This is a genomic window from Larkinella harenae (assembly GCF_054780515.1).
Window position 1 is genome coordinate 1,595,385 of record NZ_BAAGWE010000001.1, and the last position, 23,834, is coordinate 1,619,218.

General features: G+C 51.3%; 19 protein-coding genes. 3 read left to right on the forward strand and 16 right to left on the reverse strand.

What is annotated here, in order from left to right; genetic code table 11:
• Nucleotides 1-76: 76 nt before the first annotated feature.
• The 6 genes from ACYVH9_RS06435 to ACYVH9_RS06460 form a co-directional block, all read right to left on the reverse strand.
• Nucleotides 77-1,909: an alkaline phosphatase gene (locus tag ACYVH9_RS06435; RefSeq protein WP_460635472.1), complete on the reverse strand. Its 1,833-nt coding sequence runs from the start codon at nt 1,907-1,909 to the stop codon at nt 77-79.
• 71 nt (nt 1,910-1,980) lie between these two features.
• Nucleotides 1,981-3,498: a RagB/SusD family nutrient uptake outer membrane protein gene (locus ACYVH9_RS06440; RefSeq protein WP_460635473.1), complete on the reverse strand. Its 1,518-nt coding sequence runs from the start codon at nt 3,496-3,498 to the stop codon at nt 1,981-1,983.
• 11 nt (nt 3,499-3,509) lie between these two features.
• A complete protein-coding gene (locus ACYVH9_RS06445) occupies nt 3,510-6,878 on the reverse strand; it encodes a TonB-dependent receptor (protein ID WP_460635474.1) in 3,369 nt (1,122 codons plus the stop codon).
• 34 nt (nt 6,879-6,912) lie between these two features.
• The gene (locus ACYVH9_RS06450) at nt 6,913-7,926 is read right to left on the reverse strand and encodes a FecR family protein (RefSeq protein ID WP_460635475.1); all 1,014 of its coding nucleotides are present in this window, start codon (nt 7,924-7,926) and stop codon (nt 6,913-6,915) included.
• 38 nt (nt 7,927-7,964) lie between these two features.
• Nucleotides 7,965-8,591, reverse strand: a complete 627-nt coding sequence (locus ACYVH9_RS06455) for an RNA polymerase sigma factor (RefSeq protein WP_460635476.1) — start codon at nt 8,589-8,591, stop codon at nt 7,965-7,967.
• A 166-nt stretch (nt 8,592-8,757) separates the two neighbouring features.
• Entirely contained in the window at nt 8,758-9,426 is a 669-nt protein-coding gene (locus tag ACYVH9_RS06460; protein ID WP_460635477.1) for a hypothetical protein, read from the reverse strand.
• 240 nt (nt 9,427-9,666) lie between these two features.
• On the opposite strand from ACYVH9_RS06460, the gene ACYVH9_RS06465 reads away from it, so the two are divergent.
• Nucleotides 9,667-10,863: a fibronectin type III domain-containing protein gene (locus ACYVH9_RS06465; protein ID WP_460635478.1), complete on the forward strand. Its 1,197-nt coding sequence runs from the start codon at nt 9,667-9,669 to the stop codon at nt 10,861-10,863.
• A gap of 150 nt (nt 10,864-11,013) precedes the next feature.
• Here ACYVH9_RS06465 and ACYVH9_RS06470 read toward each other — a convergent pair whose 3' ends face one another.
• Complete coding sequence (locus ACYVH9_RS06470; RefSeq protein ID WP_460635479.1) at nt 11,014-11,253, reverse strand: hypothetical protein; 240 nt, start codon at nt 11,251-11,253, stop codon at nt 11,014-11,016.
• 343 nt (nt 11,254-11,596) lie between these two features.
• Here ACYVH9_RS06470 and ACYVH9_RS06475 point away from each other — a divergent pair, with 343 nt between their 5' ends.
• Nucleotides 11,597-12,478, forward strand: coding sequence for an SMP-30/gluconolactonase/LRE family protein (locus tag ACYVH9_RS06475; protein ID WP_460635480.1), 882 nt, complete (start codon nt 11,597-11,599; stop codon nt 12,476-12,478).
• Between the two features lie 284 nt (nt 12,479-12,762).
• Here ACYVH9_RS06475 and ACYVH9_RS06480 read toward each other — a convergent pair whose 3' ends face one another.
• The 6 genes from ACYVH9_RS06480 to ACYVH9_RS06505 form a co-directional block, all read right to left on the reverse strand.
• Nucleotides 12,763-14,520 (reverse strand): sensor histidine kinase, encoded by a 1,758-nt coding sequence (locus tag ACYVH9_RS06480; protein ID WP_460635481.1) that lies wholly within the window; start codon nt 14,518-14,520, stop codon nt 12,763-12,765.
• Nucleotides 14,474-15,484: an ATP-binding protein gene (locus ACYVH9_RS06485; protein ID WP_460635482.1), complete on the reverse strand. Its 1,011-nt coding sequence runs from the start codon at nt 15,482-15,484 to the stop codon at nt 14,474-14,476. The genes ACYVH9_RS06480 and ACYVH9_RS06485 overlap by 47 nt, the downstream gene beginning before the upstream one ends.
• Nucleotides 15,477-15,890 (reverse strand): anti-sigma regulatory factor, encoded by a 414-nt coding sequence (locus ACYVH9_RS06490; protein WP_460635483.1) that lies wholly within the window; start codon nt 15,888-15,890, stop codon nt 15,477-15,479. Before ACYVH9_RS06490 ends, ACYVH9_RS06485 begins: the two co-directional genes overlap by 8 nt.
• Nucleotides 15,871-16,266, reverse strand: coding sequence for an STAS domain-containing protein (locus ACYVH9_RS06495; RefSeq protein ID WP_460635484.1), 396 nt, complete (start codon nt 16,264-16,266; stop codon nt 15,871-15,873). Before ACYVH9_RS06495 ends, ACYVH9_RS06490 begins: the two co-directional genes overlap by 20 nt.
• A gap of 6 nt (nt 16,267-16,272) precedes the next feature.
• A complete protein-coding gene (locus ACYVH9_RS06500; protein ID WP_460635485.1) occupies nt 16,273-17,139 on the reverse strand; it encodes an STAS domain-containing protein in 867 nt (288 codons plus the stop codon).
• 253 nt (nt 17,140-17,392) lie between these two features.
• Nucleotides 17,393-18,577: an acyloxyacyl hydrolase gene (locus ACYVH9_RS06505; protein ID WP_460635486.1), complete on the reverse strand. Its 1,185-nt coding sequence runs from the start codon at nt 18,575-18,577 to the stop codon at nt 17,393-17,395.
• Nucleotides 18,578-18,913: 336 nt separating this feature from the next.
• Here ACYVH9_RS06505 and ACYVH9_RS06510 point away from each other — a divergent pair, with 336 nt between their 5' ends.
• Nucleotides 18,914-20,497: an esterase/lipase family protein gene (locus ACYVH9_RS06510; RefSeq protein ID WP_460635487.1), complete on the forward strand. Its 1,584-nt coding sequence runs from the start codon at nt 18,914-18,916 to the stop codon at nt 20,495-20,497.
• A gap of 194 nt (nt 20,498-20,691) precedes the next feature.
• On the opposite strand, the gene ACYVH9_RS06515 is transcribed toward ACYVH9_RS06510, so the two are convergent.
• The 3 genes from ACYVH9_RS06515 to ACYVH9_RS06525 all read right to left on the reverse strand — a co-directional run bounded on the left by ACYVH9_RS06515 (nt 20,692) and on the right by ACYVH9_RS06525 (nt 23,821).
• Nucleotides 20,692-21,036, reverse strand: coding sequence for a carboxymuconolactone decarboxylase family protein (locus tag ACYVH9_RS06515; protein ID WP_460635488.1), 345 nt, complete (start codon nt 21,034-21,036; stop codon nt 20,692-20,694).
• Nucleotides 21,037-21,409: 373 nt separating this feature from the next.
• Nucleotides 21,410-22,786, reverse strand: a complete 1,377-nt coding sequence (mnmE, locus tag ACYVH9_RS06520; protein WP_460635489.1) for a tRNA uridine-5-carboxymethylaminomethyl(34) synthesis GTPase MnmE — start codon at nt 22,784-22,786, stop codon at nt 21,410-21,412.
• A gap of 33 nt (nt 22,787-22,819) precedes the next feature.
• Nucleotides 22,820-23,821, reverse strand: a complete 1,002-nt coding sequence (locus tag ACYVH9_RS06525; protein WP_460635490.1) for an oxygenase MpaB family protein — start codon at nt 23,819-23,821, stop codon at nt 22,820-22,822.
• Nucleotides 23,822-23,834 lie beyond the last annotated feature (13 nt).

Sequence of the window (23,834 nt, forward strand, 5' to 3'; positions counted from 1 at the left end):
GTTTTCGACGCAATCAGCCTGATGCTCAGTACGACAAATGGAACACCTGATTTTACCCTGTTTCCGCCCTCGGTTTTCAGTGGTACTTTTTCAGGATTGCCATAATTCTGTGATGAATTTCGGTGTTTTCGTAAACTCCCCGGAAATCCAGCGAATGAGGGCCGTAGGCAAAAACCGGTACCATAACGCCGGAGTGATCGTTGGTACTGAAATGGCCGTCAACGTAGCCCCGTTTCAGATCACCGTCCAGCAGGCTAAGGCCGCCCGTTTCGTGGTCGGCGGTGACAATCACGAGGGTTTCGCCGTTCGAATCCGCAAAACGGATGGCGTCGCCGATGGCCTGATCAAAGTCCAGCATTTCCTGCACCACGTAGCGGACATCATTGACGTGGCCGCCGTAATCGATCTGCGCCCCTTCGGCCATGAGAAAAAAACCGGCTTTGTTGGATTGCAATTCCTTGAAGGCTTTACGGAGACTTTTCTGCAAAAAATCCGTCCGGCCCTTGCTCATGGCCAGCACCGATTGGTCGTCGAGCAGCACGAAAGGGGGTTTGAGGGCATCGAGTTGCTGAAAAGCCGTGCCGATCTGATAACCGCGTTGGCGGAGGGTATCCAGCACTTTTTCTTCCTGAAAATACCGATGACCGCCACCAATCAGGATTTGGACCGGGCTGCGGAGAAAGTCGGCGGCAATTTCTCGCTCGAACATCCGGTCGGGCTGGTGGGCGTAGAAAGCCGCTGGCGTGGCATCGGTGACGCCCCCCGCCGTAATCAGGCCACTGACCATGTGCCACGGTTTGATCAGGGTGGGGATGGCCGTGACGGTTTTTCCCGCCGAATCGACGCCAATGGCACGGTTGTTGGTTTTATGACCGGTTGCCATCGCCGTGGCTCCGGCGGCCGAATCCGTGATGTACGTGTCGGCTGCACTGGTTTTGGAAAATCCAATGTTGAGGAATTTCGCCAGGTTCAAATCACCCCGGTTGGCCGTCAGCCCGGCGTAAATCTGGGCCAGTCCCATGCCGTCGCCAATCAGCAAAATCACGTTTTTGACGCGGCTACGGTTGTCGTTGTTGCGGTAGGTGGGTTGGTAAAGCGAGTGCGGGGTTGGGTGCTGGTATTCGGCGGTCTGGCGCAAACGCAGAAATTCGCCCAGGGGCGCAATCCGGTCGGTATTGATGAAATCGACGCCGAGGTTCATGAGCGTTTTCCAGGTGTTGATGTTGTCGGGCGTGGCCCAGAACCGTATTTTTTTATTTTGCAGATGCACCTGCCGGATGACGTCCTGGATGGTTTCGCGCTCTTTCTTCACGATTAATCCCTTGCCGTTCCAGCGCGTATACCGCTTAAAATCCTGGCTGATGAGACCGATGTGCGCCAACTGCTCGGGCGTATACGCAACACCCGGTCGCCCGTCAAACTGGAGCCAGATGGGATACTGCGCAAACTGATCAGGTGGGGGAATTGCCCCGCTGACAACGACGGTCACCGGGCCTTTCTCCCCAAAAACGTCGGGGTAAGCGCTCAGCGATTGAACAAGCAGGGGCAGCGCCAGCCGGGCGGGCGATTTCAGATCGATCAGCCATTGTAATTTGTACGGCGCATCGGCGTAGATTTTGCCTTGGTTGGCCCGTGTCTTCTCAACCATCGGTTTGATGTACAGGGCTTCCAGCGTTCGTTCGGGCATAACGTCAGCCGAATCGTGGGCTACGTAGAGCTTGCCATTCCGGGCGTACACGTCGGCTTCAATGGAGCCGAACTGCTGATCATACGCCTGCCAGAACGGAATGGTTTGTTCGTAATCGTTGTGTGAATGAGCCTGTGCTGGCGAGTAGGTGGCATTGGTTTGCGCGTAGGCGACGCCCGTTATCAGCCAGCTGCCCATAACCAGCAAAAAGAACTGTTTCATTGATGGAGTTGCTTAAACGCCCCGCCAAACGTGATCGTTGGCGGGGCGTTTGCGAATGGAGCGGGTTGGTTTTACCAGCCCTGGTTTTGGGTCAGCGACCCTTTACTGTTCTGGATTTCCGTGGGCGGAATCGGCCATACGTGCATCACCTGCGGATTGAAGTTTCGGGCCGGGTAAATCACCCGTCCGTCGGCGTGGTGCAGGGGCTGCGCATACACGCGCTGGGCATCGCCCCAACGTACCAGGTCGAAATGGCGGTCGGTCCATTCGCCACCGAATTCACAACGGCGTTCGCGCTTGAGGTCGGTCATGCTGGCACCGGTGATGGCCGCCAGCCCCGCGCGGGTGCGAATCTGATTAATTTCCACATCGGCATTTTTGTTCTGCATCAGCTTGGCTTCGGCTTTCATCAGCACGACGTCGGCGTAACGAAGCAGCGGCACGTTGAGCGAAGTCGATGGTTTGTCACCATTCGGATTAACCGTTGTGCCGATGGGGTTGGCGTAACTGTACGGCTCCATGTACTTGCGAAACTGGTAGCCCGTGCGGTTGCTGGAGCTAACCGTAAAGGCCCCAACGTTGAAGGTTCGTTCCTGTCCGAAATACATAAACTTATCGCCCGTTTTAAGGATGGTAGCCTCCCGGCGTTTGTCGCCCGGTTGAAACGCTTCGTAGAGTTCTCTGGTTGGATAGAAGTTGCCCCAGCCGTTGTACAGACCCCAACCTTTATCTTCCAGACAAACGCCCGGGAAAATGCAGCCTACGCGGGTGTCTTTTGCGCTGGAGGTGACGGACCAAATGTATTCCCGTGACCAGTTGTTGGCGGTTTTAAACACGTCTTCGTAGTTGGGCAGCAGGCTGTGCTTGCCGCTGTTGATCACCAGGTCCGCGTATCGCTCGGCGTTTGCCCAGTCTTTGGCGTACAGATACGTCCGGGCCAGGTACGCCCAGGCCGCCGTTTTGTGCGCCCGCCCGTAGTTTTCCGCCGAGTACTCCGAAAAGTGGGGTAGCAGATCCGCAGCTTTTTTGAGATCCTCCACGATGTACGCATAATTTTCGGCGATGTTTTTCGCCCGCGAAACGTAAATGTTCTCCGGATTTTCCCGATCCTGAATCGGAATTCCCGCCCGGTCATCGCCATAGCGGTAGGCCAGCTCCAGGTGCATGACGGCGTGGTTGAAATACGCTTCGCCCAGCATCCGGTTTTTGGCCGCTTCCGGCATGCTGATACCCGGTACGTTGCGGAGCACGTCGTTGCTGCGTTTCATGACCTGGTAATGTTTTCCCCAGATGGCCCGCGTGTCGGACTCGTTGCCGTCGACCTGAAAATTTTTGATGTTTTCGGCATTCGCTCGGGGCTTGGTACCGATGTCGTCACTGGCATTGTTCAGCCAGAAGAAGCCCCGCCCGTACATATCGTCGTCGCTGTAAAGCTCGTAGATGCTGTTGACGCCCGCGAGCGCGTCGCTTTCCGTTTTCCAGAAGTTGCCCGTGGTGGGGGCGCCCTGCGGTTCCAGGTCCAGCTGGCTGTTGCAGCCGAACGTCAGGCCACCGAGGGCGATCAGAAAGAATTTGTTTATCTTGTTCATGATAGCCGTCGTTAGAAAGAAATGTTTGCACCAATCATATACACGCGGGCCAGCGGGTATTTGGCTACGTCCAGCCCAAAGCTGCTGATGCCGACTTCGGGGTCCATGCCCGAGTATTTGGTGATGGTAAATAAATTCTGACCGGTCAGGTAAATCCGCGCTCCGACGCTCTTGGTGAACGTGCGTGGCAGGTTATAGCCTAGGGTCAGGCTCTTCAGCCGTAGGTAGCTACCGTCTTCCAGGTAGAAATCCGAGATCCGGCCAAAGTTGTTGTTGGGGTCCGAACCGGCGCGCAGCCGGGGAATGGTTCCACCGGGATTGGTGGGGCTCCAGGCATCTTTTACTTCGTCGAGCATGTTATAACCCGGATAGGCACCGGGGTTCAGGCCCAGATTCTTCAGCGAGTTGAATACTTTATTGCCCGCCGAGCCCTGGAAGAACACGTTCAGATCAAACCCTTTGTAGCCCACGTTGCTGTTCAGACTGAACGTTTTTGTCGGCAGGATGCTGCCCAGAATGACGCGGTCGTTGTCGTCGATTCTTCCGTCACCATTGTGATCCACGAACCGGAAGTCGCCCGCTTTGGCATTGGGCTGATAGCGTGTACCGTTGGCGTTGACATACCCGGCGGCTTCGTCATCCGATTGAAACAAACCGTTGGTCTGGTAGCCGAAGAACGCGCCAAACGGCTGACCGACAATGTGGAAATTGGAGTTTGGCAGGCTTCGAACCGTTGAGCCAGTGGGTTGCAGATCCTGGCCGGGGGGGAGGGCGGTTACTTCATTTTTCAGGAACGATACGTTGGCGGTAACGTCAAATTTCACACTGCCGAAGTTTCGCTGATAGGTCAACCCCAGTTCAATACCCCGGTTTTCGGTCGATCCGGCATTGATGGTCCGTCCGCCCGGTGCTCCTGCGACACCCGGTAATAGCTCCTGAAACAGCATGTTACGGTTTTGCTTCGAAAATACGTCGATGGTACCGACGAGTTGGTTGCGCAGCAAGCCAAAATCAAGCCCAATGTTCGTTTGCGTGGAGGTTTCCCAGCGGAGGTTGGAGTTGGAGAGCGATCGTTCGGCATAACCCAGATTGATCGCCGGGTCGGAGCCGATGAGCGCCAGCGTTTGGGTAAGTGGCACCGAGTACGCGTAATCACCCAGTCCGGCCAGGTTTCCGATCCGGCCCCAGCTGGCACGTAGTTTCAGGTTGGTTAGCCAGTGGATGTTTTTCAGGAAAGGCTCATCGCCCAGCTGCCAGCCCCCGGAGATGGATGGGTACCATTCCCACCGGTTTGCGCTCAACAACTTGGAGGAACCATCGCGCCGGACAATAACCGACAGCAAATATTTATCGTTGAAGCTGTAATTCAACCGGCCAACGTACGATTCCAGCCCGCGCTCAATGACGTACGTATTGTCGGCGTCGTAGAAAATCTCCTTGGCATTGGCCAGATACCGCTGCGACGGGTCCTCATTGTCGAAGCCCGTTCCGCGGATACCGAACGATTCGATTTTGGTTTTCTGGAAGGTGTATCCCAGTAAGGCATCGAAGTTGTGTTTGCTGCCAAACGCCCGTTTGTAGGTAAGCGTTTGTTCGTTCAGCAGGTCATTCGATTGGTAGCTGCTCTGAAACAATTCGTTGAAGTCGAATATTTTGCCGGGTTCGGTAATGCGGACGTTGAACTGCTTCCGGTTGTTCTTGATCTGCGTGATTCCCCAGTTGCTCCGAAACGTTAGCCCATCAATGATTTGCCATTCCAGATAAGGATTGACAAACAGGTTGCTGACCGGATTGCGGTTGTCGAGCCGTTTCAGGTAGGCAACGGGGTTGATCAGGTCACCGTAGGAACCGGCAAAATTCGCTGGCACCCCGCCAAACCGTCCTGAGCCGTCTTCGCGGTAAATCGTGGCGTTGGGTGGGTAGAAAATAGCGGTCAGGATGGCACCGGTATAAGCACTGGAGGTATTCCCGGTTTGGCCGTTATTGACGTTGTATGCCAGGTTTTCGCCGATTTTTACCCGTTTAGAAAGCTGATGCGAGGAGTTCAGACGGAACGTATACCGATCCGAAAAGGTATTCAGCATGATCCCTTCGTTCTTGCGGTAACCGCCGGACAGAAAGAAGGTCGATTTTTCGGTGCCACCGCTCACCGATGCATCAACGTTGTAGATGCTTCCGGTCTGGAAAATTTCGTTCATCCAGTCGGTTTTGGTGGTGCGGGCCGTTGGGTTTCTTGCGGGGTCAAAGGCCGCAATCCGCGGCAAACCGGCGTTGTCGGTGGCCGTGTTCATGGCGTCTGCAAAACCGGCAGCGTCGAGCGGTTTCAACGTTCGCGCTACCTGCTGAAGCCCGTGCTGGTAGTTAATATTTGTCCGAATCTGGCCGCTGGTTCCTTTCTTGGTCGTAACCAGAATCACACCCGCCGACGCCCGGGCACCGTAGATAGCTGCCGAGGCATCTTTCAGGACGCTGATTGACTGAATATCGTTCGGATTGATGGAACTCAGCGTTCCCGGAAAGATGACGCCGTCGACAACCAGCAGGGGACTTTCGTCATTGAGCGAGCCGATTCCCCGGATTTTGATGGTGGGGTTCGCTGTTGGATCACCGCCTTCATTGACGACGGTAACGCCCGGCAAAGTACCCTGCAAAACTTCGGCGGCCGTGTTGTAGTTCCGGCTACCAATCTCCTTGGTTGGTACGGTTGCTACCGCACCCAATACATCGCGTTTCTGCTGCGTGCCATACCCCACCACAACCATTTCATTGAGTTGTTGAGCCGATTGGGAGAGGGTAATAGCCAGCTGCGTACGGTTGCCCACTTTTACTTCAACGGGTTCATAACCAATGAAAGAAACGACCAAAACCGTATTCTCATCGGGAACATTAATGGAGAATTGGCCTTCTGCATTGGTAACGCTCCCCATGTTTTGACCTTTTACCACCACACTGGCTCCGGGTAGAACATCACCCGACTGCTGATCGGTTACGGTTCCCGTCACGGTAATCTGTTTTTGGGCGGATGGTGTAGTTGGCGTTGCAGGAGCATTGCGGAGCACAATATGATTGTTGACCAACTCGTAGCTGATTCCGTACGGACGCAGTAGATCAGTCAGGACGCTGCTTAACTTTTGTTTGCTGGCCTTTACCGTAACAAGCTGGTTAAGAGGGATCGACGGGCCATAGACAAACTGTTTGCTGGTCTGGGTCTCGAGTTGTTGAAGGGCCTGTTGAAGGGTGACGTTGACGAGTTGTACCGTGACGATCTGTTCGGGTCGGGTAGGACCCGCCTGTGACGACGTGGGCCACTGGGCCATCAGGAAGCCTGCCAGGAGCAGACGTTGACCGAGTTGTCGGGGTGAGAGATACAGTTTGTTCATAAAGAGGATTACATAAGTAACTGAATTGAAAATACTAGCAACCTTTTCCGGTAATGGTAATGATGGACCCTCGCTGCTGATAAGTTGCGTTGAGGTATGAACAGAGCACGGTTAAGACGTCCGGCAACGACGGTTTGATAAAGCGGGTTGTTACCTGACAATGCCGCAGTTTTTCCTGCGGAACCTGTATTTGCACCGCAAACCGGCGGTTCAGTAAGCGGGCGGTTTCGGCAATGGTCAGGTTGTTCAGAATGAGTTGATCGGTTGTCCAGGCCCGGTAGTCGTTGGCATTGGTAATGGTCTGGTGTTTTAGCGTACGCGTATGCCGATCGAAGTGGCTTTTTTGGTTCGGCAGCAGATGAACCGAATGGCGCTGGGCGTCTGACACCCGTACTTTGCCGCTCAGAACAGCCACTTCAATGGCGGGATCGTCGGCGTAAGCCCGGACGTTGAATTGGGTGCCGAGCACGCGCGTTGCGAGGGTTCCGCTCTGAACAATGAACGGATGTTGTTGATCGTGTGCAACGTCAAAATAGGCTTCTCCGTCCAGTTCAACGAGTCGTTGACCGGTTTGGCCGAAAACACTGGCGTACCGCAGACGGCTCTGGGCGTTCAGCCAGACCTGCGTTCCGTCGGGCAGCTTTACGTGGGCCTTCTGACCTGCAGGAGCCACAATCTGCCGGAAAGCAACCGGTTCCGAACTTGGTTTAGGTGTTTGCCAAAACCACAACAGGCAAAGAGCCCCCAGCGCAGCCGCAACCGCATACGTCCAGTACCGGCGAAACGGACGGATCGCTGGGGCTGATGGCTGAGTTTCATCAACAGATTGCTTCAGGCGGTTCCAGACGCGATGGTGCAGGGCGCGTTCCGACTCGGTTTCGGCTCCAAGCTCGGTATGGATGGGCCACGTAGTTTCGTTGACCAGCTCCTGCAGAAGGGCTATTCCTTCCTGCGTAGCCAGCAACGCTTCGGCCTGCTTGCGTTCGGGGGGCGTGCATTGATCGGCCAGGTAGCGCCGGAGTAATTCTTTGGTTTGTGAAGAGGCCAATGTACTGCTGTTTGCCTACAATACAGTTGGCAGCAGCGTTAGGGTAGTTCGCCCAGAAAAAATTTTAGAAGGCTCGTACCGAGGGGCATCCCCAGCAACGTCAGGTCGGCGTATCGGCGGAGAAAATGGCTCAAAAACCGTCGGGCGCGCACCATATGATCTTTCACGGCATTGCGGGAGATGCCGAGTTGCTCGCCCACTTCGTCGTAGCTTTTGCCTTCTACTGAGCAGAGCTGAAAAACTTCCTGGCGACGGGGTGGGAGCTGGGCAATGGCCTGGTCGGCCAAGCGTTCGTATTCGCGGGCAATGTACTGGTCTTCCGTTGTATGGCTGTGTGCATCGGTCCGGCGGCCCCATTCCTGGTTCAGTTTTCGGGCGGTTGCGTTTTGTTTTAGCTGATTCAGAACCTGATTTCGGGCCAGTGTATGGAGGTAGCCACCGATGCCCAGAGCCGGATCAAGCTGCTCGCGGTGATGCCAGACTTTTAAAAAAACGTCGTGAAGAATTTCCTCCGCTTCAGTGTCGGAGGGGAGAAACTTCTGAATAAAAAAGAGCACAGGTCGTTTGTAGCCATTGAACAACTGCTCAAAAGCGTCAGTGTCGCCTTGCTGTAGACATTGTATGAAGTCCGCTTCCTGCTTTTTGCTAAATGGTCCTGTATACACGTGTCGACTTGGATAACCCGTTTTCCCGTGTAAAAGTAATCAGCCTTGGCTGAGTGAACCAGCCTTCGGGGTATTTTTAATGGATTGATAATGTTCGTACCTGGCGTACTTATTTAATTACTAAATCCTATAGATTTACCGGAAAACCCGTCAGCAAGCCAGCGTTTTATTGGGCCAGCGGATACTGTTGCAGGTTAACCGAAGCGTTGTTGTAAAACAAAACGCCTTTCCATTTTCCTTTCATCGAATACCGTTGGCCGGTCGATTTGTTTACCAAAATACCGTCGAACGAACAAGCCAGGTGGTATGCATTGATTTGTCGGTCGACTACGATAGTCGATTTGGGCGGGATGTTAATTTTCATCACATCCTTTTGGTAGGCACCGTACGGTTTTTGCTGTTCTTCGGGACTCAGGGTGAAGGTTTCGGGAAAATAGCTGTGTGAATCCTTCCCGTACCACCGCTCGGGAACTTTGACTTCCAGTTGAGCCAGTTGTACATCTTCCGGTAAGGTGCTCTTGTTTACTTCAAACTGGGAAGTCTTAACCAGTTCCGCAAAGTCGTCTTCAACTTGCTGCACCGCTACCACGCTGGCCGAATTCCGAAGGGTGACTCCTTTCAGCTTCACGGTTACGGTGTCCAGATGGTCACCGGCATCCATAAAATAACGGACATCCTTCAGTTCGTACTCCGCCGGAACCACCACCTCGGGCTCAACTTTCGACGGTTTGGAACAGGAAAAAAACAGGATCGATGCGGTTAATCCCAGAACCACAAACTTGGGAAGACGATTTTTGAGCAGTTGAGCAAGCATATCGACAGCTTTGGTGATCATTCAAAGCTATTGTTTACTGGTCATAATCGCAATAGCTATCGGAAATATGAACATAATTGGAGAAATTTCAAACGAGGAAGCAGGGTATTAGCTACTGGGTGAGCACTACCTTTGGTGGTTACCTATTTTGACCTTATCCTCGGCTAATTTGAGCAATAGTGTCCCATCCATCCTTCCCACAAGATCCGGCTTTATTTACTTTATGGATTTGTATATATTGAACAATTTTATCTAAAAATTATGAAAAAATATACAGCACTTTTGGGGTTCTTTCTCGTAATGCTCATCAGTTGCCGGAAAAATGATCCAACACCGGATGGATATATCAAAGATCTGATGCTCGGGCTTGAACCATTATCCACCGGTGTCAAACTCACCTGGAATCCAGTCATTATTTTTGAAGAAGGCATGTACGGCGGACCTCCACCTGTGCCCCCTACACAGTATGAAATTTATATTTCTGAAACTGGCGAAAACAACCTCAAAAAACTAGCTGTGGTTGATGGAACAACGAAAGAGTTTTTGGTGCAAAACGTAGCCTCCGGTCAACCGGTATATGCGAAAGTAATAGCCAGACACCCGAAATTGAATTCTGGCCCATCGAATGTAGCAACAACAAATGCGGGACAATTAAAGACGACAACGTTAGTGTTTCCTTCCAATCCGCCTTACATAACCTATGGGGCCTGGGGTGGAACTAACCTGGTGTATAAGGGGCAAGCCGGTACGGAAATTCGATTGGCTGATGGCACTACCCGAAAATTAAACAACTCGGCTTCGACGCCTGTCTTATCGCCTGACGGCAAATATGTTGCTTATACGGGAGGGAGGAACCATAACACGTCCTATACTACCCAACTCTTTATTGAAGAAATTGAAACTGGCCTTGTGCGTTTAGTCGACACGGACTCACAGATGATGGCTGCTGAATGGTCGAATGATGGCAAACGATTGGCCTACGTAACGGGTAGGGGCCTGAGCGTGTTTTCGCTGGCAGACGGTAGAATACGGTGGTTAACAGGTAGCACGAGTATTTCTTTTCCACAAATTGACTGGTCGCATGATAACAGCTATATTGTCTTTGTGCAACCCCTCGAAACGGCTCATTCAGAACGGTACGTTACGAATTTGATGCGTGTTCCGGCTAATGGTGGGCAAATAGAACCTGTTACTTCCTCGCTCTATAGCGACCAACAGCCTGCTTTCTCTCCCAATGGCGAACAGTTGGCTTTCATCAGTACCCGATCAGGTTATCAGGCAGTTTGGGTGTTGACCCTCAAGACGAATAGATTAGAGCAACTGACGAATGGAAAAGAGTCGTTTGCTTATACAAGTCGGTTAGACTGGAACGCGACCAATCAGATTACGTTCTCGGGACTTGTTTCGCTACCGGGTAGTGGCACTGACACATCATTGAAAAAAATCGTAATGCCTTAAGTGGATTGATGGACGAGTCGAGGCCACAAACAGCTGCTTTAATCATGAAACAACAGGGGACTCATCATTCGGTGAAATGCCTGTTCTTGCACCGGAATGAGTAGTCCCCTGTCTTGTGTATTAACTAAAACCGTTGTTTAACGGGCTGGATTAGAGGATACCTAATCCCAGCAGTCCACCCCGGTTGCCACGGCTAGACTCGTAGCTTTGAGAATGCGATTCTTTTTCGTAGGACAAACCAAAGTCCAGGCTCAAGCCCGTTCCGAACGACGTTTTGCTGCCGTTGTTTTCGTAGCTAAAGCTGTTGCCATAACCACCGCCTACATTCTCAGTCATTTCTGCATGGGTCAGCTCCTCAACGTGGAGGTCGGCCAGATTCATCGTTTTCATAACGTTAAATAAGTTGCGTGATGCGCCTACTCTGTTATAGCTTTTCGGCTTCCGCTGGGCTTGTGGCATTGCTGCCGTTTGCTTGATACAAAGGTGGGGAATTGTGGGGCACGGACTGATAACCAGCCTTTATAGCTTCATAGCCAGCGGTTATTTTTTGATAACTGAATGGAGATGGTCGCGTAAAAAGCCGTTGAAACAGCTGTTGTAAGTCAGCAAGGGAGCGGTCCTGAACCGTTGGCCTATTGTTATTTACGATTTTACGGCGTCCTGTCATTTTTACCAAAGACATGCTTTATGTACCTTTAGCACCGGTCAACACAATTACAAAAACGACAACCCTATGGAAACTAGCAATGCCAAACCGTTCATGAAACCCTCTTTTCTGATTACCTTGCTCAGCTTGTGTGGTTTTCTGGTAGCCTCTTTTTGCGCTCAGAGCCAGGCTGTTGAGCTAAAACCTGTTTGGGAAACCGATACGACGTTGCGCACGCCCGAATCGGTGTTGTTCGATCCGGCCCAAAAAATTCTTTATGTGGCCTGTATCAATGGCGGCCCATCGCTGGACAATAAGAACAGTTACATTGCCAAGCTCGGTTTGGATGGAAAAGTCATCAAGCTAAAATTTGCGGAGAACCTCAACTCGACCAAAGGAATGGGGATTTTGGGCGATAAACTGTATGTGACAGAAATGAATCAGGTCGCCGAAATCGCGTTGTCGAGCGGTAAGATTACGAACCGGTATCCAATTCAGGGGGCTAAGTTTTTGAACGATATCAGCATTGACCCCCGGAAAAAGATCATTTATATCTCGGATTCGGGCGAAAGTAAAATATGGGCCCTGACGGGTGGGAAAATAAGCCTGGTTCTGGAAGGTGCTCCGCTGAAAGGAACCAATGGCCTGTTGGTCGATAACAATCAGTTGCTCATTGGCAACGGAGACGGTTCGCTTCTGGTCCTGGACCCAGCTACCAAAAATATCAAAACCATTGGTAAAGCTTCGGGCGGGATTGACGGTATTGTAGCCCTGGGCAACCAGCGTTACATCGTTACGGAGTGGGGCGGTAAGATCTGGTCCGTTCAGGCGGATGGAAAAACCGAGTTGAAGCTGGATACATCAAAAGAAAAAATCAATTCCGCTGATGTTGGTTATGACCCAACGACCCAAATGTTGTTTGTACCGACCTTTTTCCACAACACGGTGAAGGCCTATTCACTGAAGTAAATTCAAGGAAGGGAGCAGCTTCGGGTCAAATGCCATCCGATGTTTAGCAGAACACCCAAGCCCGGTCGGGCTTGGGTGTTCTGCTAATGGAGCTGCAGTGCGTAGGCAAGGGCTAACTAAAACGGTGAGAATCAAGACCCGGCACAACTTTGCCGGGTATGACTTCCTTCTTATCTGTAAAAAACGAATGTAGCAGACCAACGCGCTACGGTTTTAAGGCAGGGGGCCAATTGATGAAAAAAGACGTTGAATTGATTATAAAGGATGAGGACGGAAACAGGTTGTTAACTCTCAACCGGGCTCAGCGAGCCTGCATTTAATTCGGTAGGAAGATAAACCATAAACGTACTACCCTGATCCATCTGGCTGCGAACAGCCAGATGCCCCTGGTGATTATCCGTTACTTTCTTGCAGATTGCCAATCCCATTCCTGTGCCTTCGTACTGGCTATGACCGTGCAGGCGCTGAAACAGCCGGAAGATGCGATCCTCAAATTTCTGATCGAAACCGATCCCGTTGTCTGTGATTGAAATGTACGCGTAGGCAGCCGAATCGCCTTTGCCGGTATTGGAATTATCCGGAATTTGATCGGCGGTTACTATCGAAGCCGAAATGTGAACGACGGGGTGTTGGTTGGGTTTGGAGAATTTTAGGGCATTGGACAGGATATTTTGAAAAAGCTGGCGAATCTGCAAGGAATCTCCCTGAATACCGGGAAGTTCGTCAATGGTTATTTCCGCGCGTTTTTCCAAAATGCTGGTTTCGAGATCATTCAACACCTCGTTGACCAGATGATTCAGATTTAATTGGACAAAAGGCTGTTTTTTGGTAGAAAGCCGGGAGTACGAAAGCAGGTCTTTCACCAGGACTTTCATGCGGCCTGCAGCGGCCTGCATGCGGTTGATCATGTCAACGCCCGAATTATCAAGTTGCAGAGCATACTGATTGACCAGAATTTCGCCAAAAGCCTGGATCTTGCGAAGCGGCTCCTGAAGATCGTGGGACGCGATGTAGGCAAATTGGCTTAGTTCGGCATTGCTCCGATTCAGTTCGTTGACCGTGGCCTGCAAATCTCGCTCAGACTGTTCCAGTTTAATTTTCGCCTGGGTCAATTCTTTTTTTTCCTGGAGCGTCTGGCCCATCACCTTCTGGGCGTGAATATCCACCAGAAAACCCGTCCAGGCGGAGACTTTCGTCTGCTCATTCAGTACCGGCGTGGCCGAGAACAAATGCCATTGGTATTCCTGCGTCATTTGCTTTCGCAAACGGCATTCGTAATGAAACGGTTGCGTGCCGGAAGAACGGTTATTCCACTGCCGCCAGAAGTTGGTATAATCGTCCGGGTGAATAATTTTTGACCATTTAGACTGATTGAGCGCCTGAATGGATTGCCCCGTATACGTGGTGAACCAGGCATTGGCGTATAAAAGCTGTCCCGCCAGATTGGCCGTAAAGATCATCAACGGAAGCGAGTCGGTTACCCGTTTGTAGTGTTGTTCGCTGTCCTGAAGTCGGCCAGCCAACTCCTGCAACTGGTCATTTTTTCGTTTGATTTCGTCATAGGCCGACAGCGGCTGATCGGAGCTAAACTGGACGCGCCAGTTCGCAAATCGTTCCAGACTGATTTTTCGCGCCACGGGCAAACCAAAATACAAAGAAATCCGGCTTCCTTTCCCGGTACTGGCTATTTCCAGCGTATCGACCAGCCGTTGGGCATACAGCAAGGCTTGATTAACCGGATTGGCAACGGGTAGGTTTTCATCCTCAATGGTGGCCACCAGGTATTGTTTGGGCGCTGTCAATACTGCGCTTAACGTAAGCCGGGGTCGGGTGCCAAATTCGATGGCGTACCGGGCGACTTCCGAAACGGCCGTTGCAAACGTTGTCTGGGCTGCCAGGGATAAGCTCGCCAGTTCGGCGAGCTTCATCGTTCGCTTATGCGCCAGAATCAGATCCATCTCGTTGTCGAGCGATACTTTCGCGAGTTCCTCCATTTTAAATGCGCCCGATAAATAATGAGGTGTCGTCCGTTTGGCGGGCATAATCTTTATACAAAGCTGCCGCTAATATTGTTAGATCATACCGATGAATCTGCGGATATTTAGCATGATCCCAACGCGATTGCAAACCGTCTGAACACATGATCAGCAATTGGCCCCGTTCAAACGGAAGCACATGGTTGTTCATGGTATTGGGGAGGTTCAGGCCGATTATACCGTTGTAAGACAACACGTTTTTGGCAGCTACCGGGCCAACAACCCGGGTGGTGATGTTACCAACTCCACACCAGGTCCATTGCTGGCTTTTGGTATCAAAAACCACGACGGAGCCAACGATTCCCCGGGTTTTTTTGATGGCCTGATGAATATGCCGGATGATATCCACGGGGCTATGGAACGGGCAGAGCCGGAAGGCTTTAATCGCTTCCTGTACAGCCCAGTTTGCTTCGGGGCCGTGTCCTAGTCCATCGCCCAGAAAGAGCTTGGTGTAGTCGGAGGTTCGCTTTACGTGGCATCCGTCTCCGCAGACGATTTCGCCGGGTTTGGGCACGAGTAAGGACCGCGATTCAAAATTCCCCGGCGAGGAAGTGGATGGTACCGGATTTTTGAGGATTCGGGCTAACAGGATAGTTCCCCAGCCTTTTAGGGAGTATAATTGAAAATGGTCAGCTAACCGTTTGATGGCTCCCAGCCCGCTTCCCAAAGTTCCGGTTGTGGAGATGCCATCCTGCATCATCCGGGCCGGGTCGGCAATTCCCGGTCCGCTATCAATACTGATGATTTCCAGTCCGGCATTGTCCGAAGTGGCAAAATGACGAACCAGAATAGAGCCACCACCGCCGTGTTTAACCAGGTTAGAAGCTATTTCGGCTACAATCAGGTCAATTTCGCCCAGCCGTTGCGGCCGAAATCCTACCTGTCCTGCCAGCTGACTAATCCCTTTCTTGGTAAGCGCCAGATAACTCCGATCGGTAACCTGAAACCGTGTATGCGGGGAGTTATCCATTTTTCCATTTTAAAATAGTGACGGTTGTTCCTTGACCAACCGTACTCTTGATTGCAAAATCATTGACCAGGCGTTTTGTTCCCGGTAAGCCCAGACCCAGGCTTTTTCCGGTCGAAAATCCATCCTGCATGGCCAGATTGATATCCGGAATACCCGGTCCCTGATCGGCAAACGTCAGCCGAACGCCTGAATCGCGCCCCCGACTAACGACTTCAATCAACACATTTCCACCGCCTGCATACCGTAACATATTACGAACCAGCTCACTGGCGGCTGTGATAAGTTTGGTTTGGTTGACAATTCCCATCCCAATCTTGACGGCAACTTCCTTGACACGGTTTCGAAAAAGAATAACATCCTGTTCGCGGGTGATGGACATGCTATCCTTACTCAGTGTCGTCAACATCATCGGCCATCTCGTTATCCAGATCAATCTTGGTTTGCAACAGGGCCATACCTCGCTCCACATCGAGAGCCGTATGCACGCCCTTCAAAGATAAGCCAAGCTCAATCAGCGTAATGGCCACCGCGGGCTGCATGCCAACTACGACCGTTTCGGCATCCAGCACCCGGGTCATGCTGGCGATATTGCCCAGAATCCGACCCATAAAAGAATCTACAATGGAGACCGCCGAAATATCGATCAGGACGCCCCGGGCTCCGGTTTGGTGTACTTTCTGAACCAGATCGGCTTCCAGATTGATGGCCAACCGGTCATATAAGTCGATTTGAATGGTGACCAACAGAAAAGGCCCCATTCGCAGGATAGGTATTTTATCCATACGATATTAGAGTGACTTTTTTTCTGCTTCTGTACGTTTAACCACCAGTCGGTTCATGGCGAAAGCATGTTTGAGCGCACTCGCTAATGATGCTTTGGTGATGATATTCGACAAATCAATTCCCAGGTGAACAACCGTCTGGGCAATTTCAGGTCGGATACCACTGATGATGCATTCGGCCCCCATGAGCCGGGTTGCACTCACGGTTTTGATCAAGTGTTGCGCAACTAATGAGTCAACGGCCGGCACACCGGAGATGTCCAGAATGGCAATGCTGCTACCGGTATCAACAATCCGCTGAAGTAAACTTTCCATCACCACCTGAGTCCGCGAACTATCCAGTGTACCAATGATGGGCAGGGCCAAAATGCCTTCCCAAATCTGAATGACAGGTGTGGATATATCCGCGATTTCCTCGGTTTGGCGAAGGATCACCTCTTCCCGGCCTTTGATGAACGTTTCAAAGGTCATCACGCCCCAGCTGTCCAGCAACCGGTTGACTTTTAGACTCTCCTCAAATAGGATATTTGTGTCCTCAATTTCCTGGCGGAGCAGATCTATGATTGCATCCTTCAGACTGAAAATGTATAAACCCGTCTCGCGGGGTGAAAAACCCTGCTGGGCGCGGGAGATTGAGATGCCTGATAGAATCTCGAATACTTCATCAAACTGATCTGATTCGACCTGGCTGATATTTCCGTCGTTCAGATTTTTGGCTATGGCATTGATTAAATCCTCCGACTGGGCACGCAACTCATCATTAGTCATCAGATCATCCCGGAGGCTTTCACTGGCTAATTGTTTCTGGATCCATGAATCAAGAAGTCGTGCTTTGTTTGATTTGATCAACTGGGTAACGCTTGTATTAGCCATAACAAAAAGTCAAGGTGAAACGGATAAGCGCAATATTAATGGAATATTTTAAATTAGGTGGATTACTTACCTTTTGGTGGGTGTTAAAATATGTTTTGGTACCTAAGCGTTTAGGCCATTACGAAAAAGTAGAATAACCGAGTGGTTAAAAACGCATTTCGACTATTTGGCATCGCGACGGATTGGGATTGAACTGTAAAAAGGAAGCATTACGGATCGGTCTGATTCCTGTGATGCTGCGGGAAGTGACCGGTTATTTCCGTCGTACCTGGTTGGCATCACGGTGGAACGTGTACCCCATGCCCCATTCAAAATAATCAGCCGTTCCCCGGTGGGCTTTAATCGTCAGCCCCAACCACAGGTTGTTGGTTACACCAAACCGTAAACCCACCCGTTGATAAAGCCAGGTTCGCTCCCCGTTTTGACCATTCCGGTTGAGGTATACGCCCAACCCGATGGGAACGTAAATCCGGGGGCGAAACATCCATTCCCAACTACCCACCAACGCACTGCTGATGGAGTGTCTCCAGGAGCCTGACGCACCGGGGTAGCGTACCTGGTAGCCTTGGGCATACATGATATCAACACCACCCCCGACGCGGTATTTGTAGGAAATTTGGCGCAGAACATTCATACTGAGGGTTGCTTTTAAAAAGTGGTCTCCGTCTCGCTCGTATTGTTTTTGACCAATCGCAAGACCAACATTTAGCCGGGTGTGTTTCTGATAAGTTGGAAGTGGCTCCGGGTCGAACATCTCAGGCTTTTGTTCATCGATCAGGTAGCGGGCCGAAACCGATAAAGGCAGCATGTTGATCCCGTAGTTGGGAAGGGTCGAGCCGCCGTTGGAATAATGTTTGAAGCCAACCGATGCCCCCAATTCAAAACGGGAAGTTAGCCGGTAAAAAGTGGAGAAAGACAGATCGACGAAACAGTTTTGGGCTGAGCCAATGAAATTGTTAAACGGGTTGGTATCCTCGTCGTAAGGAACAAAATCGACTGCAATGCCAAAGGCACCCCGGTAGCTGAAATACCACTTTTGACCGGCTTTGGGATACTTCAGGGGCGCTTCCAGCCAGAAAAAATAAGAGCGGGGAAAGCCAATGTTCATATTTCGGAAATTCGAGAAGTCGGTTCCGACGCCAAAGCGGGAAAACCGGTAGAGCCGCGTGTAAACATCGGACTTGGCAAACTGCCAGCCCAGCCAAACCGAGTGCGCCCGGTAATCGGACTGTGAAATGAGCGCCCGGCCTTCTTCCGTGCCGTTGCTAAGCATTGGGCCGGCTTCTTCCGAAAACATCAGGTAATGAAATGCTTTTTCGCGTCCATTCCGATTGAGTCGGGGAGATGTCAGCGAGTCTGTTTGCACCTGTGCGTACAAAGAAAAGGCACTCGTCAGGATTGTAAGTAAGGAGCAGAGCGTTCCAGAAAATACGTTCATTTTATTTTTAAGCCGGTGGGACATTCACTTGAATTCAAACTGAAAAGTACGCTAAAAGCAGGCCTGATCCTGAAATAAGGAGATTTCTTTTAGTAAATCAGTTCAGAAAGTTGGCTGACTGACGCCAGCCAACTTTCTGACTCAATGAAGGATAAAAGGAGAGTCTTTATCTTCTTTTGCCAAACCGTCTGTAAGGTTGATTTACCACGTATTTGTGCAGATACCTGCAACACTTACTTCGCATGTCTATTTCCGGAACGGTTTTTAAATACCAGATATTTCCCCTTGCTTATCAACCCTCAAACGTCTTCATTGACCCGCTAAACCTCTTCAATCATGGCAGACAAAGACTGGTCAGAACCCCTTCAGTCGCCCTTACCCTTAATTTTGATTCGAGGCTTTGGCGGGCTGGGTGTCGAAGATGAAAAACGGATTGCTTATCAGGGCTTTAACGACGGCACGGTATATCCCCAGAAGCTGGGAGAAAATTACATCTACGAAGGCCTCATCCTGCGCTTTATGAAGTCGAATTGGCAGTATCAGGATGCGACCAATGTGGTGGGATACTACGGGAATGATTTAAAAGCCAATAGCCGCGTCACGGATTACCCCGAATTACAAGGTCTGGATGAGAAATTTTTCTCCGGCTCCCGAATTGTCATTGATCCGGCGATGGCCGTTCATTTGTTAAAGACCACTCAAGATCCACTCCGTACAATCTGGGTATTTCGCTACTACGACTTAGATGATCGGGCTTTTGAAAACTACGGAAAGGCCCTGGTTCGGCTTATTGACTTTATCCAGGCCCTGGCCACGGTAAAGGTGCCGAACGGTTCCAAACCCAAAGTCAATATTATTGCCCACTCGATGGGGGGCCTGATTGCGCGCGAAGCGGTGCAGCGTACCTATCCAAAGCTGGGGAAACAGGCCGACGCCTACATCAATAAAATCGTTACGTTGGGGACGCCCCACCAGGGCATTTCCTTTCAGGTGTTGAAAAACTGGATCCGAATCGATGCTGAAAATGAGCTGGAACATTTTAATCCGGATTTTCAGGCCAATTCCAACAACCAGGAAGCGTTTACAAACTTTCATCGCTTTTTTCCCCTCGAGCGGCTGCTGACGGTGGTGGGCACCAATTACCGAACTTACTCAATTGGACCTTCCTCCTGGTTAAATCGAGTCTTCTCCGTCCGGGATGAATTTGGGGCCAATTATAACCGGAGCGATGGGTTGGTAAAGCAAACCTTTGCCCAGATTCCCGGTGCTCCCCGCACGTTTGTACACAAATGCCACGGGGGATTTGACTCGTTGGTAACCTCCCGGGAGGCTTTCGAAATCGCTACGCGCTTCTTCTTCGGCAATGTTCGGGCGCGTCTGCGAATGATCGATGCGACGATCACGCGCGGGATGGACCTCATTGGCAAAAGCGAATTTTACTTTGGTGTGTCAATCAAGCCCCGGAAAGTAGATTTTGACTTGTTTCATCAAAGTGCTGAAGCAGAGAATTGTTACGGCCCTTTTTCGACCAATGACCTGCGTGATACGGATAGTGCCTTTGACTGGGCCGGGCCTAACCGGCTTATCTGGGAGGGCTACCTCAATACTACGTCAATCCTGGAAGATCAGAGCATTACAGTCAAGGATATGGTGATCCGGTTAGACTTTTACGTCGGTGAGCGGGATTTGTTTGGAATCGGTTTTTCCGACAATGTAATTTTTCGAAAGCAGTATTACATCCGGGCCATGTTGGAGGACGCTTTGAAGTTTTACCTGTACACCAGCGAGGAGTTTGCTGATAAAAACTCCTCATTTGATAAGGCCACGCCTATGGACAAAACAGATGATGGCTGGACGTTTAACGTAAGTGGATCAGGCTTTGCCGGAGTATTTCAAATAGAAATAGACCAGATGCATTGACAGACAACGGTTTTAAGTCCGGATTTCTGCACCCAAAAAGACATCATCCTGGATCGGTACACTTGCGTAAAACGTACGCGCTCCGCCATTGGCCGGACTTTTCAAAACCGCGAGTTAGAGAAAAGTTATCGATACTTCTGAGGGCTTCTCAGAGAAGAGCGATTTTAGCACGAAACAAGTAGAAGTTGAAACGCTCAGGGGGCCTCCGTGCTTGCTTCTTCAAACAGACGCATGGCCATGAGACCCGTTCCAACCGCTCCGCCGGCCCGGAGTGCGGCTGCGATGAACACGGTTTCAGCAATCTCTTCCCGGGTTGCGCCTGCCTTCACGGCATTATTGATGTGCGATTCAATGCAATAAGCGCATTGAGTGGTTAGTGCTACTGCCACCGACATCAGTTCGCGGTACTTGACAGGAATCACGCCGTCCGCACGTTCGGCCGTGTGTTTGAGTTTCATGAACGCGGCTGATTCTTTGGGCGCCGAGTTCAGCAGGGTATCCGTATAAGCACGGTCTTTCGGGTTTTGGTACTCGGGCATCGGAGTTTTAATAAGGAGAAGAGGTTCGGAAAGTACTATCAACGATAGCGCTGATAAAAGACAAGATAGAAAAAGGAAAGCAATATCCCGCTCTTTTTGTCGCCGGCCACAACAAGAGCGGTCAATAGACCGGCTTTTTTACCGTCAAGCTGTCATGGCTCATCTTTGCTGGAATTTATACGAAAACCCCGGAAGCTTACTCCGGGGTTTTATCAGAAGTTTGGTTTATTGCTTGTTTCTCCAACCAGACCAGATTAGTACAGCCACTATTCATTCGTTTAACACGGTTTTGTAGTTTTCAGGGTTGAATAGGAGAGCATGTACTCCTTTTTGGGGTAATACGAGGAAACCCGTCCGGCGGTATTCAGTGCGGTTATTTTCCGATACAGAATTTACTAAAAATAGTCGCCAATAAATCATCCGTGGTGATTTCACCCGTCAGCTCACCCAGGTGCCGGAGTGCGTCACGGAGGTCAATCGCCAGCCAGTCCTGGGTGGTGCTGGCATCAAGCCCGTCGAGAACGCGGGTCAGAGCCGCATCGGTTTGGCTCAAGTGCTGGTAATGCCGCAGATTCGTAACAACCGTACTGCCTGGAACGGCATTCGCCTTAACAAAACCGGTCAGCCGCTGGGTCATTTCGGATAAATTTGTACCTGTATTGGCCTGAATGAAAATCAGGTTTTTACCAAAAGTAAGCTGCCATTCGTCCATTCTTTCGGTCGACAGTTTATCCATTTTGTTGGCCACCAGCAGGTAAGGGACAGTTCGTTGTTTCAGCTCCACTTCAACATCCGTAATTTCGCTCAGGGTAGCCTCCGCTGCATCAAAGAGGTAGACAATGATAGCGGCTTTGTCGAGCTGCTGACGGGTACGCTCAACACCGATGGCTTCGATTGTATCGGTGGCTTCACGAAGACCGGCGGTGTCGATCAGCCGAAACCGTATCCCGTCGATGAACAATTCGTCTTCGATAACATCGCGGGTGGTACCTGGAATATCAGACACGATGGCTTTTTCTTCATTCAGCAAAGCATTCAACAACGTCGATTTGCCAGCATTGGGCTTACCCGCCAAAACCGTTGCCACGCCGTGCTTGATGGCATTGCCAACCGAGAACGATTCAATCAAGGGACGCAATACGCGCTGAATTGACCCAACCAGCTGCCGAAGATCGTCACGTTGCGCAAATTCAACATCTTCTTCGCCGAAATCCAGCTCTAGTTCGATCAGGGCGGCAAATTCGATCAACTGCTGCCGTAACGCCTTGAGTTGTTTGGAGAAACCGCCCCGGAGCTGCGTGAGGGCGGCCCGGTGTGTTGCTTCCGAATCGGCAGCGATCAGGTCGGCCACGGCTTCGGCTTGCACTAGATCAAACTGGCCGTTTAGAAAAGCCCGTTGGGTGAATTCGCCCGGCTGGGCCATTCGAACACCTTCTTTGAGAAGCAGCCGCAGGATTTGCCGGATCACGTATTCAGAACCGTGGCACGAAATCTCGACCACATCTTCTTTTGTAAACGACGCCGGGCTGCGAAAAATCGACACCAGCACCTCGTCAATAATAACGTTGGCGGCATCGCGAACCGTACCGAAGTGGACGGTGTGGGAAGCTTGCTGGGTGAGGTCTTTACCGCGAAAGAGCCGGTTGGTAATTTCAATGGCCTGCGCGCCGGAAACACGAATTACCGCAATGGCTCCGATGCCCGGCGCGGTTGCCAAAGCCGCAATGGGCTCCTGTTGTAAAATATCCATTCAATGCGCTGATTAGCCCGAGGGAATCAGTGTTCAAAGGTTGTAACTCAGTAATTTGGGGAAAATCGGTAACGCGTTGGCTAGTCCAATCAGTCGCTTTTCCAACGCAACATCCGGAATGGCAAGTAAGTCGGCCAATGCATCGCCGAGGAAAAAACGCATTTGGGCCGCCGGGAGGTTCCGTAGTGTCGGAGAAGATAACGATTCCAGGGCATTCAACAGCGAACGTGTTAGCCCTTTGCCCTGCTCCGAGTCCCGAAATTGGCGGTGGGCAACCGCGCGGTCCAGGTGATAAGCCTCACGCCGGTTGTGGGGCAATAGCTCCTCGGCAACACCCAGCAAATACCCCGTAACGTTGATCTGGTGTAGGTAGGCTTCTTCCTCTTCTGCTGTCATGGCAACGCCCGTTTTCCGCAAACCACGAATGACGATGTAGGAAAAGGCAAGGTTCGTAGCAGCCATATCTTCCTGATTGATAGGGTATCCCCAGGTCCTATCCCATTGGCCGCTTTGGAGGGTAAACCAGCGAACAGCCGCGTGCAGTAGGCGGGTTTTAAGCGTATGGAGAACGGCTTTTCCGGTTTCCCAGTTGCGTTGTTTCATGACGCCAAAAAGCCATTCCCCGGTTTCTTCCAGCCGTTTTTGGGTGTCGTTATGAATGCGCTGCGAGAGCCAGAGCACGCGGGCACCATCCGCGCCGGCGTAGCAGTACGGCAGCGAATAACAGCCCAGAATCAACCCTATTATAGCCCCGTTCTTTTGAAAAAAACGCATGGCCGTTTCCATCTGGCGGCCATTGGCCCAGGGTGGAATAGGGGCCTGGAGCTGCATAAATTCCTGCACCGTCGGGTGTTGGCCAGTGGCCGCCAGATGGACGGGATCGCTCAACCAACTCATAAGCGAACGCAGACCGGCATGGCCACCGTGAGCGGCTACCGAAGTAATCACCGTGTCGGCGGGGACGTCGCCCCGCTGACGGTATTCATTCAGCTGCACATCCGAAAAAATACGACTGGCGTTTACGGTTTTTAGCATGGGGGTGACGGCC